Source organism: Paracoccus sp. Ld10, assembly GCF_045064235.1.
Taxonomy (GTDB): domain Bacteria; phylum Pseudomonadota; class Alphaproteobacteria; order Rhodobacterales; family Rhodobacteraceae; genus Paracoccus.
Genome location: NZ_JBISHD010000032.1, coordinates 162,003 through 175,751, shown reverse-complemented (window position 1 = coordinate 175,751; position 13,749 = coordinate 162,003). Strand labels below are relative to the sequence as shown.

15 protein-coding genes are annotated in these 13,749 nt (G+C 64.7%); 7 read left to right on the top strand and 8 right to left on the bottom strand.

The window, feature by feature from the left end:
* Positions 1-36: 36 nt before the first annotated feature.
* Positions 37-1,332, bottom strand: coding sequence for a serine hydroxymethyltransferase (glyA, locus tag ACJJVR_RS14715; RefSeq protein WP_405405663.1), 1,296 nt, complete (start codon positions 1,330-1,332; stop codon positions 37-39).
* 116 nt (positions 1,333-1,448) lie between these two features.
* Here glyA and ACJJVR_RS14710 point away from each other — a divergent pair, with 116 nt between their 5' ends.
* A complete protein-coding gene (locus tag ACJJVR_RS14710) occupies positions 1,449-2,273 on the top strand; it encodes an NAD kinase (protein ID WP_405405661.1) in 825 nt (274 codons plus the stop codon).
* A 5-nt stretch (positions 2,274-2,278) separates the two neighbouring features.
* Here the strand turns inward: ACJJVR_RS14710 and ACJJVR_RS14705 are convergent, their stop codons facing one another.
* The 3 genes from ACJJVR_RS14705 to ACJJVR_RS14695 form a co-directional block, all read right to left on the bottom strand.
* Positions 2,279-3,193, bottom strand: a complete 915-nt coding sequence (locus ACJJVR_RS14705) for a hypothetical protein (RefSeq protein WP_405405659.1) — start codon at positions 3,191-3,193, stop codon at positions 2,279-2,281.
* A gap of 188 nt (positions 3,194-3,381) precedes the next feature.
* Positions 3,382-4,290, bottom strand: a complete 909-nt coding sequence (rpoH, locus tag ACJJVR_RS14700) for an RNA polymerase sigma factor RpoH (protein WP_405405658.1) — start codon at positions 4,288-4,290, stop codon at positions 3,382-3,384.
* A gap of 109 nt (positions 4,291-4,399) precedes the next feature.
* Positions 4,400-5,422: an RluA family pseudouridine synthase gene (locus ACJJVR_RS14695; protein WP_405405657.1), complete on the bottom strand. Its 1,023-nt coding sequence runs from the start codon at positions 5,420-5,422 to the stop codon at positions 4,400-4,402.
* Between ACJJVR_RS14695 and ACJJVR_RS14690 the strand changes: the two genes are divergently transcribed.
* Positions 5,421-5,732, top strand: coding sequence for a DUF6476 family protein (locus tag ACJJVR_RS14690; protein ID WP_405405655.1), 312 nt, complete (start codon positions 5,421-5,423; stop codon positions 5,730-5,732). The genes ACJJVR_RS14695 and ACJJVR_RS14690 overlap by 2 nt on opposite strands.
* Here the strand turns inward: ACJJVR_RS14690 and ACJJVR_RS14685 are convergent.
* Positions 5,723-5,980 (bottom strand): accessory factor UbiK family protein, encoded by a 258-nt coding sequence (locus ACJJVR_RS14685; RefSeq protein ID WP_405405654.1) that lies wholly within the window; start codon positions 5,978-5,980, stop codon positions 5,723-5,725. The genes ACJJVR_RS14690 and ACJJVR_RS14685 overlap by 10 nt on opposite strands.
* 119 nt (positions 5,981-6,099) lie before the next feature.
* Between ACJJVR_RS14685 and lgt the strand changes: the two genes are divergently transcribed.
* Genes lgt through pgeF form a run of 3 tightly spaced genes read left to right on the top strand, consistent with a single transcriptional unit; the run spans position 6,100 to position 8,775 of the window.
* A complete protein-coding gene (lgt, locus tag ACJJVR_RS14680; RefSeq protein ID WP_405405652.1) occupies positions 6,100-6,981 on the top strand; it encodes a prolipoprotein diacylglyceryl transferase in 882 nt (293 codons plus the stop codon).
* A complete protein-coding gene (locus ACJJVR_RS14675) occupies positions 6,978-8,036 on the top strand; it encodes a class I SAM-dependent methyltransferase (protein WP_405405651.1) in 1,059 nt (352 codons plus the stop codon). The genes lgt and ACJJVR_RS14675 overlap by 4 nt, the downstream gene beginning before the upstream one ends.
* The gene (pgeF, locus tag ACJJVR_RS14670) at positions 8,020-8,775 is read left to right on the top strand and encodes a peptidoglycan editing factor PgeF (RefSeq protein WP_405405649.1); all 756 of its coding nucleotides are present in this window, start codon (positions 8,020-8,022) and stop codon (positions 8,773-8,775) included. The genes ACJJVR_RS14675 and pgeF overlap by 17 nt, the downstream gene beginning before the upstream one ends.
* 48 nt (positions 8,776-8,823) lie before the next feature.
* Here the strand turns inward: pgeF and ACJJVR_RS14665 are convergent, their stop codons facing one another.
* Together ACJJVR_RS14665 and ACJJVR_RS14660 are read right to left on the bottom strand one after the other, a co-directional pair.
* Complete coding sequence (locus tag ACJJVR_RS14665; RefSeq protein ID WP_405405648.1) at positions 8,824-9,840, bottom strand: hypothetical protein; 1,017 nt, start codon at positions 9,838-9,840, stop codon at positions 8,824-8,826.
* A gap of 3 nt (positions 9,841-9,843) precedes the next feature.
* Positions 9,844-10,344: an Lrp/AsnC family transcriptional regulator gene (locus ACJJVR_RS14660; RefSeq protein WP_405405647.1), complete on the bottom strand. Its 501-nt coding sequence runs from the start codon at positions 10,342-10,344 to the stop codon at positions 9,844-9,846.
* Between the two features lie 156 nt (positions 10,345-10,500).
* Here ACJJVR_RS14660 and trxB point away from each other — a divergent pair, with 156 nt between their 5' ends.
* On the top strand, positions 10,501-11,484 hold the full coding sequence (gene trxB / locus ACJJVR_RS14655) for a thioredoxin-disulfide reductase (protein ID WP_405405646.1): 984 nt from the start codon (positions 10,501-10,503) through the stop codon (positions 11,482-11,484).
* Here trxB and ACJJVR_RS14650 read toward each other — a convergent pair.
* Positions 11,481-11,807, bottom strand: a complete 327-nt coding sequence (locus ACJJVR_RS14650; RefSeq protein WP_405405645.1) for a hypothetical protein — start codon at positions 11,805-11,807, stop codon at positions 11,481-11,483. The genes trxB and ACJJVR_RS14650 overlap by 4 nt on opposite strands.
* A 195-nt stretch (positions 11,808-12,002) precedes the next feature.
* On the opposite strand from ACJJVR_RS14650, the gene ACJJVR_RS14645 reads away from it, so the two are divergent.
* Positions 12,003-13,712 (top strand): bifunctional sulfate adenylyltransferase/adenylylsulfate kinase, encoded by a 1,710-nt coding sequence (locus tag ACJJVR_RS14645; protein WP_405405642.1) that lies wholly within the window; start codon positions 12,003-12,005, stop codon positions 13,710-13,712.
* Positions 13,713-13,749 lie beyond the last annotated feature (37 nt).

The window sequence follows — 13,749 nt, the reverse complement described above, 5'->3', positions numbered from 1 at the left end:
GCGCGGCGGGATAAGCCGGTCAGCGATCAGACGGGATCACATGCCCTGATACAGCGGGAAGCGGGCGCACAGCTGACCCACCTCGGTGCGGACCTTGTCCTCGACCGCGGTGTTGCCGTCCTCGCCGTTGGCGGCCAGGCCGTCCACGACCTCGACGATCCAGCGGGCAATCTGGCGGAACTCGGCCTCGGCAAAGCCCCGGGTGGTGCCTGCGGGCGCGCCAAGACGAATGCCCGAGGTCACGAACGGCTTTTCAGGGTCGAACGGCACGCCGTTCTTGTTGCAGGTGATGTGCGCGCGGCCCAATGCGGCCTCTGTCGCCTTGCCGGTCACGCCCTTGGGACGCAGGTCGGCCAGACACAGGTGGTTGTCGGTGCCGCCCGACACGATGTCGATGCCGCCCTTCATCAGCTCGTCCGCCATGGCGGCGGCGTTCTTGACGACCTGTGCGGCATAGGTCTTGAACTCAGGGCGCAGGGCCTCTCCAAAGGCCACGGCCTTGGCGGCGATCACATGCATCAGCGGGCCGCCCTGCAGGCCGGGGAACACGGCGCTGTTGACCTTCTTGGCGATGTCCGCGTCGTTGGTCAGGATCAGGCCGCCACGCGGGCCGCGCAGCGATTTGTGCGTGGTCGAGGTCACCACATGGGCATGCGGCACGGGCGAGGCGTGCACGCCACCCGCGACCAGTCCCGCGATATGGGCCATGTCGACCATCAGATAGGCACCGACCTCATCCGCGATCGCGCGGAATGCAGCCCAGTCCCAGCTGCGGCTATAGGCGGTGCCACCAGCGATGATCAGCTTGGGTTTATGCTGGCGCGCGCTTTCGGCGATCGCATCCATGTCCAGCATCTGGTCCTGCGCGCGTACGCCATAGCTGACGACGTTGAACCACTTGCCCGACATGTTGACCGGCGATCCGTGGGTCAGGTGACCGCCCGAATTCAGGTCCAGACCCATGAACGTGTCGCCCGGCTGCAGCAGCGCCAGGAACACGGCCTGGTTCATCTGGCTGCCGCTGTTGGGCTGGACGTTGGCATAGGCACAGCCGAACAGCTCCTTGGCGCGTTCGATCGCCAGGTTTTCGGCGATGTCGACATACTGACAGCCGCCGTAATAACGCTTGCCCGGATAGCCTTCGGCGTACTTGTTGGTCAGGACAGAACCCTGAGCCTCCATCACGGCGCGGCTGACGATGTTCTCGGAGGCGATCAGCTCGATCTCGTCGCGCTGGCGGCCCAGTTCCTGGGTGATCGCCTTGGCAATGTCGGGGTCACGGCTGGCCAGGGTTTCGGTAAAGAAGCCGTTGTCGCGGGTCGGTGCGTTCATCGGTCTTTCGTCCTTTTTTGGCTGGGGCGGCTTGGGTTGGCGTCTTTTAACGCAACGTCGCGCATGCCGAAAGTGACAAAACGACCCGCATCCCGTCCGTTGCGACGCACCGCGAAATGCGCTTGTCATCGCGCCGGGGTCGCGTGATGGTGCGGGTCCATCAGGGAACGGGACGGCCGATGACGCGCAACGTGCATTTTACCGCCAGTCAGGCCGATCTGGCCCGTGCGGCATGGTCCGCACTGACGGCGCGTTATGGCCAGGCCCCGCTGGACCGTGCAGAGGTTGTCGTGGCCCTTGGGGGTGACGGTTTCATGCTGCAGACGCTGCACGCCACACAGGGTCGGGGATTGCCGGTCTATGGCATGAACCGCGGCACGGTGGGGTTCCTGATGAACGCCTATGCCGAGGACCACCTGACCGACCGCCTGGCCCTGGCCGAGGAGACGGCGATCAACCCGCTGCGGATGCGCGCCACCTGTGCCGACGGGACCTGTACCGAGGCACTGGCCATCAACGAGGTCAGCCTGCTGCGCGAGGGGCCGCAGGCGGCCAAGCTGCGCATCCACGTGGACGGTCGTCTGCGGATGGAGGAACTGGTCTGTGACGGTGCGCTGGTTGCCACCCCCGCGGGATCGACGGCCTATAACTATTCCGCGCATGGCCCGATCCTACCCATCGGGTCAGAGGTGCTGGCGTTGACGGCAATCGCCCCATTCCGCCCGCGTCGTTGGCGGGGGGCGCTGCTGCCAAAGGGCGCAACTGTGGTGATAGAGGTGTTGAACGCCGATCGCCGCCCCGTCATGGCCGATGCCGACAGCCGGTCGGTCCGCCACGTCACGCGTGTCGAAATTCGCAGTGCCGACGACATATGCCACCGGCTGCTGTTCGATTCGGGACACGGGCTGGACGAACGGCTGCTGCGCGAACAGTTCGTCTGAGGGGATCAGCCCGCACAGATCTGTTGCAGGGCCAGCCATTGTTCATCCGTCAGCAGGCTGACGGGTTCGGTCCCCTGACGGATCGGGTCGGCCTCGATTAACGGCAAGACGGCGGCACCGGTCGGATCGATGCTGCGCGCATAGGGCTCAGTCGACAGGCCACGTTCGGCGAAGGCCGGGGGCAGGGTCGCCAAGTCGGGCCGCGGGGGCGTATCGGCCAACAGCGCCTCTCCATAGCCCTGCATGGCATTGCGCGACAGGGTGCCCAGCGTCATCAGGCGCAGCGCATTCATCAAGCCGGCATACTGCAGCGCGTCAAGGGTCGTCTGCTTGTCCTCGACCGCCAGGCGGGCCGCAATCAGGTGACCTGCAGACGCCTCGGGACCGGGGGTGGTCGTCAGCAGGTCGTTGCCCAGAACATACACATCACCCGGCAGGCGTCGTGCGCCGTTCAAAGGGGCGGGCACCACCTGGACCAACGCATCGTCTCCGATCAGCGTCGGTGTGATCCAATCAAGAACCTGCTGCCCAGAGCTGCGGCGACATACAGCGCCGGCGCTTTTCTCCAGCTCGGCCAGAACAGCCAGGCCGATGGTCCGCGATTGTGCAGGCGGGGCGATCCGGGCGGCATGCCGGATCATGGCATCGGGCAGCCACAAAATCAGCGCCCCCAGCATCGCCATCACCGCCAGAACCGTGACGACACCGCGCAGCCGCCCCGGCACAGCGCGGTGGACAGCAATAGCGCGCTGCACGCGCTCTATCCCCTCTATCATCAGCGGATCATCGATCTCGACCGTCTCATCGGGTTCAGAGCCATTCGGCGTATAGGTGGCAGGCAGCTGACCCGGATTGATGCGAGTGACCGCTGGCAGCGACCAATGCGCCAGTGGACGATCCGACTTTGGGTCCATCATCATGAGGGTGGCAGCGCCCACTGAAACGACGACCTCGCGCAAGCGCGATTGAGGCGTCTCGCGCCAAGAGCCCTGCGCTTCGAGGCGCTGAAATTCAGTAAGGGCGGTCAGGGGCGCGGGCATGGTCTAGGGCAATCCTGCAGGGTTGCCAGACCATAGCGCCACGCCGCGTTGCGTCAATGCAGCGCGGTTCAATCGACAGGATCGGCGATCCGCATTCCCTTGTCGCGGGCCAACGTGCGCATCCGTTCCTGCAGTTTTTCGAATGCGCGAACTTCGATCTGACGGATCCGCTCACGCGACACGCTGTAGCGGCTGGACAGATCCTCGAGCGTCATTGGATCGTCACGCAGCCGCCGTTCCATCAGGATGTCCTTTTCGCGATCGTTCAGAACGTCCATCGCGTCGATCAGCATCTGTCGGCGGGTGTCCAGTTCCTCGGTCTCGGCATACGCATCGGCTTGGTTGGCGTTGGTATCTTCCAGCCAGTCCTGCCATTGCGCAGATGATTCGCCGTCACCGGAGCCGACCTGCGCGTTGAGCGACGCATCACCGCCGGACAAACGACGATTCATGTCGACGACTTCTTTTTCCGTGACGTTCAGCTCGGTCGCGATCTGGGCGACATTTTCGGGCCGCAAATCGCCCTCTTCCAGTGCGCCGATCTTGGACTTTGCCTTGCGCAAGTTGAAGAACAGCTTTTTCTGAGCACTGGTGGTACCCATCTTGACCAGCGACCATGACCGCAGAATGTATTCCTGGATCGATGCGCGGATCCACCACATCGCGTATGTGGCAAGACGGAACCCGCGTTCCGGGTCGAAACGCTTGACCGCCTGCATCAGCCCCACGTTAGCCTCGCTGATGACTTCTGCCTGGGGCAGGCCATAGCCGCGGTATCCCATCGCAATCTTTGCTGCCAGACGCAGGTGGCTGGTGACCATCTGATGCGCCGCATCACTGTCTTCGTGATCGGCCCACGCCTTGGCCAGCATATATTCCTGTTCCGGTTCCAACAACGGGAACTTCCGGATCTCTTGCAGATAGCGGTTTAGACCCTGTTCCGGGCTGGGGGCGGGAAGATTTCCATAAGTCGCCATGATATTCGCCTTTCGCAGAGACCGGGTAACGCGCCGTCGAATGGCCCGGTTCCGGGACAGGATGCCGCATCCGCGGGGCAATGTCATGTGTGGTCGGATGCCGATCGCGTCAAGGGGCGGCGCGAAGCGTGTCCAGCAATTCCTGCATGTCGTCGGGCAGGGGGCTGTCGAACCCCATCTGATCCCCGCTGAGCGGATGAACGAACCCTAGATGCGCGGCATGCAGCGCCTGACGCGAGAAAGCCTGAACAGCTGCAGCCGCCCCGCCAAGCGCCTTGGCCGATGCGCGCCGTGAGCCGCCATAGACCGGGTCACCGATAAGGCCCAGACCGCAATGGGCCATGTGCACGCGGATCTGGTGCGTCCGTCCCGTTTCCAGCCGACATTCGACAAGCATTGCCGAGGGCGGCGTCCCGAACCGTTCCAACAGCCGCGCCCGGGTCACGGCATGGCGACCTTTGTCGGCATGGACGGCCTGACGCTGACGGTCTGTCGGGTGGCGGGCAAGTTGCGTCCCGATGCGCAGCACCAACCCCTCCTCGAACGACACGCCCGGCGTGCCGCGCAAACGCGGATCGGCGGCGTCGATCGCCCCATGCGCCAGTGCCAGATATCGTCGCGTGGCGGTATGCGCCTCGAACTGGGCAGCAAGACCATGATGCGCGCGGTCCGATTTCGCCACGACCAATAGGCCGGATGTATCCTTGTCGATGCGGTGCACGATGCCGGGGCGTTTTTCGCCGCCGATGCCGGAGAGCGAATCGCCGCAATGCGCCAAAAGCGCGTTGACCAGCGTGCCCGTGGGGCTGCCCGGTGCGGGATGGACGACCATTCCGGCGGGCTTGTCGATCACGATCAGGTCATCGTCTTCGTACGCGATGACCAGCGGAATGGCTTCGGCCTGTGTTTCGACGGGTTCGGGCGGGGACAGCGTGATGCGGTATTTCTGCCCCTCGGCAACGCGTGCCTTGACGTCGCGTGCCGGCCCGTCCGGGCCTGCAACCGCTCCATCGGCGATCAGGCGCGCCAGGCGGGACCGCGACAGAGCCGCGTCCTCTGGCACCGCCATGGCAAGCGCCTTATCAAGTCGGTCGGGCGGATTGGCCGGAATGGTCACGGAAAGGATCGACATGGCGCAGGATGATACCGATTGGAAGGTGGCGGCGAAAGCTGTCCCGGAACTGCGTTTTCTAAAGACGCTTGTGACGGGGCTGACGCTTGTCATGGGGGTGGGGATAATCGCGGTGGTGGTGCTGCTATGGGTGCGGCTGAACCAGCCGGCGCTGCCCGAACTGCCCGATACGATCACTTTGCCCCAGAATACACAGACCCGCGCGGTGACCTTTGGGACCGATCGCATCATCGTTCTGACCATGGACGACCGTATCCTGGTCTATGACCGCGCGGGGGTGCTTGTGGGACAGACGGTGATTCAGCCCTGAGGCTGGTCGCGTCCCGCGCCAAGCGCATCCAGACGCGCCTTGAGATCGGCGTTTTCGGTACGCGCCTTGATCGCCATTTCGCGGACGGCCTCGAACTCTTCGCGGGTGACGAAATCGCGATCGGCCAGCCACCGGTCGACCCATCCCTTCATCGCTGTTTCGGCCTCGCTTCGTGCGCCCTGGGCTACGCCCATCGCATTGGTCATCAACTTGGACATGTCATCGAAAAAACGGTTCTGGGTGGTCATCTGGCGGTACCCCTTTGACTTGCATTGCTGCCTATATGGTCCGATGCGGCCCTGGGTTCAATGTTGACAGTGCGGCTTTGACGACTAGCGTGCGCGGCAAATCGCAGACCCGAGGCGCCATGATCCCGTTTCCTGAAATTGCCCCCGAAATCTTTACCTTCACAGTGGGCGGATTTTCGTTGTCGTTGCGCTGGTACGCGCTGGCCTATCTGGCCGGGCTGATCCTGGGCTGGCAGCTTATCGTCGCGATGATGCGCCGGCCGGCATTGTGGGGCGGCACACCGCCCACCGCGCCCGATCGCGTCGACGACCTGCTGACCTGGGTGATCTTGGGGGTCATCCTGGGCGGTCGATTGGGGTTCGTCCTGTTCTATGAACCCGCCTATTATCTGTCGAACCCCGGACAGATCCTGCAGGTCTGGCAGGGCGGAATGAGCTTTCACGGCGGGTTCGCCGGCGTGATCGTGGCCACCTGGTTCTGGTCGCGCCGCCATGACGTGCCCGTACTGCGGCTGGCCGATGCGATGGCCGTGGTCGCGCCGATCGGCATCTTTTTCGGGCGCATTGCCAACTTCATCAATGCCGAACTGTGGGGTCGTCCCACCGACCTGCCGTGGGGTGTGATCTTTCCGGGAGAGGCCGCGCAGGCCTGCGCGGGCATCATCGGTCCATGCGCCCGCCACCCCAGCCAGCTGTACGAAGCGGGCCTTGAAGGTCTGCTGGTGGGGCTGATCCTGCTGGTCGTGGTCCGCGCCGGTGGGCTGCGTCGCCCCGGATTGGCGTTCGGAATTTTCCTGACGGGATATGGGCTTGCACGGATATTCGTCGAATTGTTTCGCGTTGCGGATGCCCAGTTCATCACACCGGACAATCCGTTTGGCCATGTTTTGGGCGGCCCCGTCATCGGGTTGACGATGGGGCAGACGTTGTCGTTGCCGATGGTGATGATCGGGCTGGCGCTGGTGGTCCATGCGCGGCGGCGGCCGACCGTGTCGGAATGACGCCGCTGGCCGGGATCATCGCGGCGCGCATCCGCGCGACGGGGCCGATCACGCTGGCCGACTACATGCAGATCTGTCTGATGGACAGCCGCCACGGATACTACGCGACGCGCGATCCTTTTGGCGTGGCAGGCGATTTCATCACAGCACCCGAGGTTCATCAGATGTTCGGAGAGCTGTGCGGCCTGGCCTTGGCTCAGGCCTGGCTCGACCAGGGGGCGCCCGCGCCATTCGCACTGGTGGAGCCGGGGCCGGGGCGCGGCACGCTGATGGCCGACATGCTGCGTGCGATCAGGCAGGTGCCGGGCATGATTTCGGCGGCCGAAGTCGCGCTGATCGAGGCGTCGGCCCATCTGCGCGGCGTCCAGCGCGACCGTCTCGGGGCGGTCACGCATATCGGAGGCGTCGAGGATACAGGATCAAAGCCTTTGTTCATGATCGGAAATGAGTTCATCGACGCTCTGCCGATCCGCCAGTATCAGCGCACCACCGATGGCTGGCGCGAACGCATGGTCGGGCTGTCCGACGACGGGCTGCGCATGGGGCTTGGCCCTGTCGTGCCATTGGCCCGCGCCGGCAGCGAGGGCGACATCGTCGAGGAATGCCCCGAAGGCGCCGCCTTTGCCGAGGCCGCGGCCCGGCACATCGCCCGCCATGGCGGTGCCGCCATCCTGATCGATTATGGCAGCTGGAATGGCTTTGGCGATACGTTCCAGGCATTACGCGACCACGCGCCCGAGGATCCCCTGGCCCATCCGGGTCAGGCAGATCTGACAGCGCATGTCGACTTTGCTGCGCTTGCAGCGGCGGCTTGGCGGGGTGGGGCGATCGTGTCGCGCCCGGTGCGTCAGGGCGATTGGCTGTGCGCCCTTGGGGCCGATGCACGGGCCGCGCGGTTGGCTGCTGCGGGCGACACGGGCGCCATGGCGGCGCTTCGGCGCTTGACCCACCCCTCGGAAATGGGTCACCTGTTCAAGGTAATCGCGATCTGGCCCAAGGGCGCGCCGCCCGTGCCCGGATTTGTCGCGCTGGAGGCCCATGCAGACGACGCTTGAAATCCTGACCCACCCCATGCTTTCAGGCGTAAAGCATGGCTTTTTCACCCGTAAGGGCGGAGCCTCCTCTGGCCTGTTCGCCGGGCTGAACTGTGGTCGGCGCTCATCGGACCAAAGCGAAATGGTGCTGGTCAACCGGGCCCGCGTGGCCGGGGCGATGGGCCTGCCGCTTGCGACGGTCAAGCAGGTGCATTCAGCGGATGTGGTCACCCTGCGGGACGCCGACGATATCGACCTGGTCGAGGACATCAAGGCGGACGGGCTTGTCACCGCGCGCCGCGACGTGGCGTTGGCGGTGCTGACCGCCGATTGCCAGCCGGTCCTGCTGGCAGATGCGGGAGGGGGCGTCGTGGGGGCTTGTCATGCGGGTTGGCGTGGCGCCATCGCGGGCGTGATCGAGGCCACCGTTGCGGCCATGCGCGATCTGGGGGCGACGGACATTCGTGCGGTGATCGGCCCCACGATCAGCCAGGGCGCCTATGAGGTCAGCCCGGAATTCATGGAAGAGTTCCTGTGCGATGACCCCGAAAATGACCGGTTCTTTGCGGCGGGACAACAGGGGCGTCCGATGTTCGACCTGCCTGCTTTCGGTCTTTCACGACTGCGCGCGGCGGGGGTTCAGGCCGAATGGTCGCGGCATTGCACCTATTCCGACGCTGACCGCTTTTTCAGCTATCGCCGTTCCACGCATGAGGGTCAGGCCGATTACGGTCGCCTGATCAGTGCCATCTCGCTTTAACGCGCGCTGTCCGAACCATCCGCGACTGCCGGACAGACACCCATCGCGTCAGACGCGGATCAACGGCGGCGGCATCCGGCGGGTGATGGTTGCGGGCCGCAGGCAGCGGCGCACCACCATCTGAACCCCGGCGCCCAACAGTGCCGCCAGTTGCCCCACCACCAGCGCGATCAGGCCTGCCGTTGCAACCGCGGCATCGGCCAGACGGCGCATCAGGCGCAGGCTGTCCGATTTTCCCAGAACGGTCAGCGTGCGGGTCGTGTCGGGACCGGCCGCCTGCGACAGGCGCGCCAATCGGCCCAGGTCGTCGGGATCGTCGGCCAGCCGCAGGATCGGCAGTATTTCCGGCACCGAAGCGTGCCGACCGATGGTCCGCAGGTCGCCGGCTATGCCAGACAGCGCACGCGCCGGTGCGGGGCTGCGTGCCGCAGCGGACAGGGCGCGGGTCATGCCGGGTGACAATGCATCGGCGCGCCGCGCGACACGCAGCGTTGTCGCAGCGCCCTTGATCGACAGGCTGCTGCCGGCGGTCACCAGCGTGCCGGCAGTGGCGGCAAGGCCAAGCGTCGCCAACGCGGCCTCGATGCCGTCGGGGTCGCCGCCGGTGGCCCATGTGCCGCCCTGGCGGATCAGGGCTGCGGCGTCACCCGCGGGCGACAGTTCGAATGGCAGTGTGCATGCGGCAACCAGCGACAGGCTGGGGCAGGTGGTCACGTCGCGCATGCAGGACCCGCAATCGGACAGCGTGTCCAGCACGCTAACCGCCAGCGCGGCATCGGCGCGCGCACGAAGGTCCGGGGGCAGGGGCGTGTCCTGATCCTGCGCCAGGTCCATCAGGACCTGGACACGCTGGCGGTCATCCGCATCCAGCGCGGCGGTCAGGCGGGGGATCAGCCAATCAGGGGTGGCGCGGTCGGCCACCGCACGCATTAGCGATGTCCGGTCCTGTTCCAATCCACGATCGACCATCAATGTCGCAAACGGATTCTGTGACAGCATCCAGCCCGTAAGCGCGACAGTCGCCAGCGACCAGAGCAGCAGCGTCAGTCGCGCCAGCCTGCGCAACAGTCAGCCCGCTTCGCGGACGCGTTCCTCGACGATCTCGAAGGGCACGGCAGGCAGGTCCTTGGCACCCCTGATCACCAGCGATGTCTTGACCGAGGCCACGTTTGGCGCGGCCGTCAGGCTGTTGGTCAGAAAGCGCTGAAACGTCGACAGATCCGGCGAAATGCATTTCAGGATGAAATCAATCTCTCCGTTCAGCATGTGGCATTCGCGGACCAGCGGCCAGCCCTGAACCAGCGCCTCGAACGCGGACAGGTCACGCTCGGACTGCGACGCAAGGCGGACCATGGCAAAGACCTGCACCTCGAACCCCAGTTCCCGGGCGTCGATATCGGCATGATAACCGCGGATATAGCCCAGTTCCTCCAGCGTGCGGACGCGGCGCAGGCAGGGTGGCGCCGAAATGCCGACCCGGCGGGCCAGTTCGACGTTGGTCATGCGCCCATCGGCCTGAAGTTCGGCCAGGATCTTACGGTCGATGTCATCCAGTTTGGCGCCGGCCATGGGGCTCTTTCTTCTGTCAAGTCGTCGTGTTTCCGGAAACTACGATACCGACCCATTCCGCGCAACAATCTTGTCTGCGTCGGTCCGTGGCGGGGATGCGTTGCAGTCCGGCGCATGAGGGACTACCTCATGCACAAACCGTGAAAGGGGCGCAAGATGACCGAACGCAGCCATGTGAAACTTTTGATCGTGGGATCGGGCCCGGCGGGATACACCGCCGCCGTCTATGCCGCCCGCGCGATGCTGGAGCCGATGCTGATCCAGGGGATGCAGCCCGGCGGACAGCTGACCATCACGACCGAGGTCGAGAACTGGCCCGGCGAAACCGAGATCCAGGGCCCCGAACTGATGGTCAAGATGGAGGCCCATGCCCGCGCAATGGGTGCCGAAATCGTGACCGACATGGTCACGACGCTGAACCTGCAAAGCCGCCCCTTTACCGCGACCTGCGACAGCGGCCGGGTGGTGACAGCGGATGCGGTCATTTTGGCCACCGGCGCCCAGGCACGTTGGTTGGGGCTGCCGTCCGAGGAGAAATTCAAGGGTTTCGGCGTCAGTGCCTGCGCGACCTGCGACGGGTTCTTTTATCGCAACCGCGAGGTCGTGGTGATCGGCGGCGGCAACACCGCCGTCGAAGAGGCGCTGTTCCTGACCAAGTTCGCCAGCAAAGTCACGCTGGTACATCGCCGAGACAGCCTGCGCGCCGAAAAAATCCTGCAGAATCGTCTGTTCGCCCATCCCAAGGTCGAGGTGATCTGGAACAGCGAACTGGCCGAGGTCACTGGCACCGACACTCCGGTCGGGGTCAGCGGTGCCGTCCTGCGCGATCTGCGTGACGGAACCACCCGGACCATCGCGGCTGACGGTGTCTTCGTGGCAATCGGTCATGCGCCTGCCAGCGAGCTGGTCAAGGACCAGCTGGAGTTGCACAACGGCGGTTACGTCAAGGTCGAACCGGGCAGCACACGGACGTCGATTCCCGGCGTTTACGCCGCAGGTGACCTGACCGACCACATCTATCGACAGGCGATCACCAGCGCGGGCATGGGGTGCATGGCCGCGCTGGATGCCGCGCATTTCCTTGAGGCGCAGGGCGAGGTCGAGATCGCGCCCGAGGGCCTCGTCGCAAGCTTGGTCTAGGCCTGCGGCGGTTCGCGACGGTCGCGCTCTGCGATCGCGCGATCCATCGCGGCGGTCAGGTATTCGGCCTTGCTACGCGTGCCCTCGTTTCCTCCGGCGGGGTTGGCACCTTTGGGCCCGGCCTTGCCGCGGGCTTCGCGTCCCTGACGGGCGGCAATGTCACGCGCGCGGTTGCGACGCATGCGCAGCAGCCCCACCAGGTCGGACACCTCCTTGTCGGACAACTGACCCAAGGCAGGCTGGCGCGAACGGTTGGCCAGGTCCAGCTCCTCGCGCGTCAGGGCGCGCTGTTCGTCGGGGGTGGCTTGGCTGTTGTCGGTCATCAATCTCTCGCTTGTATGGTCGTTCATCGCGTCAACTTAACGGTCCGGCGTGCATTGCGACAGGCAGGTTCGTGTCAATAGCGTTTTCCCAGACTTGAATATCGCTTTCGTGGCGGCTATTCGTCGCGTCATGTCGCGCTATCCTCCCCGGAATGCGCGTGTTGAATCAATGTCGCGCAACCACGAGTCCTGATCATGACCCTGCCCAAGCACGCCCCCATCCCCGAATTGTACGTCTCCGAGGCGTCCGCCGCCGCGCTGAAGGACGATGCCGGGCGGATGCCCAGCTGGGACCTGACGCCCCGCCAGATCTGCGATCTGGAACTGCTGATGAACGGCGGCTTCAACCCGCTGAAAGGGTTCCTGACCCAGGCCGATTATGACGGCGTTGTCAGCGACATGCGTCTGGCCTCGGGTGCGCTGTGGCCGATGCCCATCACTCTGGACGTATCCGAGAAATTCGCCGAAGGGCTGGAGCCGGGTACCGACATCGCATTGCGCGACCAAGAGGGCGTGATCCTGGCGATCATGTCGCTGACCGACAAATGGGTGCCGAACAAGGCATTGGAGGCCGAAAAGGTGTTCGGCGCCGACGATCTGGCGCATCCGGCGGTGAACTATCTGCACAATGTCGCAGGGCCTGTCTATCTGGGTGGCCCGGTCAAGGGCCTGCAGGCGCCGACGCATTATGATTTCCGTGCCCGCCGCAACACGCCCAACGAACTGCGCACCATGTTCAAGAAGCTGGGCTGGAGCCGCGTCGTGGCGTTCCAGACCCGCAACCCGCTGCACCGCGCGCATCAGGAACTGACCTTTCGCGCCGCACGCGAGGCACAGGCCAACCTGCTGATCCATCCGGTCGTGGGCATGACCAAGCCGGGCGACGTGGACCATTTCACCCGCGTGCGCTGCTATGAGGCGGTGCTGGACAAGTATCCGGCTGCCACCACCAACCTGTCGCTGTTGAACCTGGCCATGCGCATGGCCGGCCCGCGCGAGGCGGTGTGGCACGGCCTGATCCGCGCCAACCACGGCGTGACGCATTTCATCGTCGGCCGCGACCATGCCGGTCCGGGCAAGAACAGCGCCGGTCAGGACTTCTATGGTCCCTATGACGCGCAGGAGCTGTTCACGACGTACAAGGACGAAATCGGCGTCGAAATGGTCGACTTCAAGCACATGGTCTATGTGCAGGAAAAGGCGCAGTATTATCCCGCGAACGAGGTTCCGGAAGGCAGCACCGTTCTGGACATCAGCGGCACCGAGTTGCGCCGCCGTCTGCGCGAGGGTCTGGACATTCCGGAATGGTTCAGCTTCCCCGAGGTCGTGCAGCAGCTGCGTCGCACGTCGCCTCCGCGCGCCCAACAGGGCTTTACGGTGTTCTTCACCGGCCTGTCGGGGTCGGGCAAGTCGACCGTCGCGAACGCGCTGATGGTCAAGCTGATGGAGATGGGCGGCCGCCCCGTGTCGCTGCTGGACGGTGACGTCGTGCGCAAGCATCTGTCGTCCGAGCTGGGCTTTTCCAAGGAACACCGCGATATCAACATCAAGCGTATCGGCTATGTTGCGTCGGAAATCACCAAGAACGGTGGCATCGCGATCTGCGCGCCGATCGCGCCCTATACCGCGACCCGCCGCGCCGTGCGTGAGATGGTCGAAGCCGGTGGTGCATTTGTCGAAATCCACATCTCGACCCCGCTGGAGGAATGCGAACGCCGCGACCGCAAGGGCCTGTACAAGATGGCGCGCGAAGGCAAGATCAAGGAATTCACCGGGATTTCAGATCCCTATGAAGAACCGGCCAAGCCCGAATTGCGCGTCGATACCACGAATATCGACGTGGACAGCGCCGCTCATCAGGTGCTGCTGAAGCTGGAGAGCATGGGCCTGATCGGCCTGTCCTGATCGTCGATGCAGTGATAGGAACGGCCCCGGTGCAACA

Excerpts from the sequence above, each read along its gene's own strand:
- glyA (WP_405405663.1), bottom strand. The coding sequence starts at position 1,332 with ATGAACGCACCGACCCGCGACAACGGCTTCTTTACCGAAACCCTGGCC.
- ACJJVR_RS14710 (WP_405405661.1), top strand. The coding sequence starts at position 1,449 with ATGCGCTTGTCATCGCGCCGGGGTCGCGTGATGGTGCGGGTCCATCAG.
- ACJJVR_RS14705 (WP_405405659.1), bottom strand. The coding sequence starts at position 3,193 with ATGATGATGGACCCAAAGTCGGATCGTCCACTGGCGCATTGGTCGCTG.
- rpoH (WP_405405658.1), bottom strand. The coding sequence starts at position 4,290 with ATGGCGACTTATGGAAATCTTCCCGCCCCCAGCCCGGAACAGGGTCTA.
- ACJJVR_RS14690 (WP_405405655.1), top strand. The coding sequence starts at position 5,421 with ATGGCGCAGGATGATACCGATTGGAAGGTGGCGGCGAAAGCTGTCCCG.
- ACJJVR_RS14695 (WP_405405657.1), bottom strand. The coding sequence starts at position 5,422 with ATGTCGATCCTTTCCGTGACCATTCCGGCCAATCCGCCCGACCGACTT.
- ACJJVR_RS14685 (WP_405405654.1), bottom strand. The coding sequence starts at position 5,980 with ATGACCACCCAGAACCGTTTTTTCGATGACATGTCCAAGTTGATGACC.
- lgt (WP_405405652.1), top strand. The coding sequence starts at position 6,100 with ATGATCCCGTTTCCTGAAATTGCCCCCGAAATCTTTACCTTCACAGTG.
- ACJJVR_RS14675 (WP_405405651.1), top strand. The coding sequence starts at position 6,978 with ATGACGCCGCTGGCCGGGATCATCGCGGCGCGCATCCGCGCGACGGGG.
- pgeF (WP_405405649.1), top strand. The coding sequence starts at position 8,020 with ATGCAGACGACGCTTGAAATCCTGACCCACCCCATGCTTTCAGGCGTA.
- ACJJVR_RS14660 (WP_405405647.1), bottom strand. The coding sequence starts at position 10,344 with ATGGCCGGCGCCAAACTGGATGACATCGACCGTAAGATCCTGGCCGAA.
- trxB (WP_405405646.1), top strand. The coding sequence starts at position 10,501 with ATGACCGAACGCAGCCATGTGAAACTTTTGATCGTGGGATCGGGCCCG.
- ACJJVR_RS14650 (WP_405405645.1), bottom strand. The coding sequence starts at position 11,807 with ATGACCGACAACAGCCAAGCCACCCCCGACGAACAGCGCGCCCTGACG.
- ACJJVR_RS14645 (WP_405405642.1), top strand. The coding sequence starts at position 12,003 with ATGACCCTGCCCAAGCACGCCCCCATCCCCGAATTGTACGTCTCCGAG.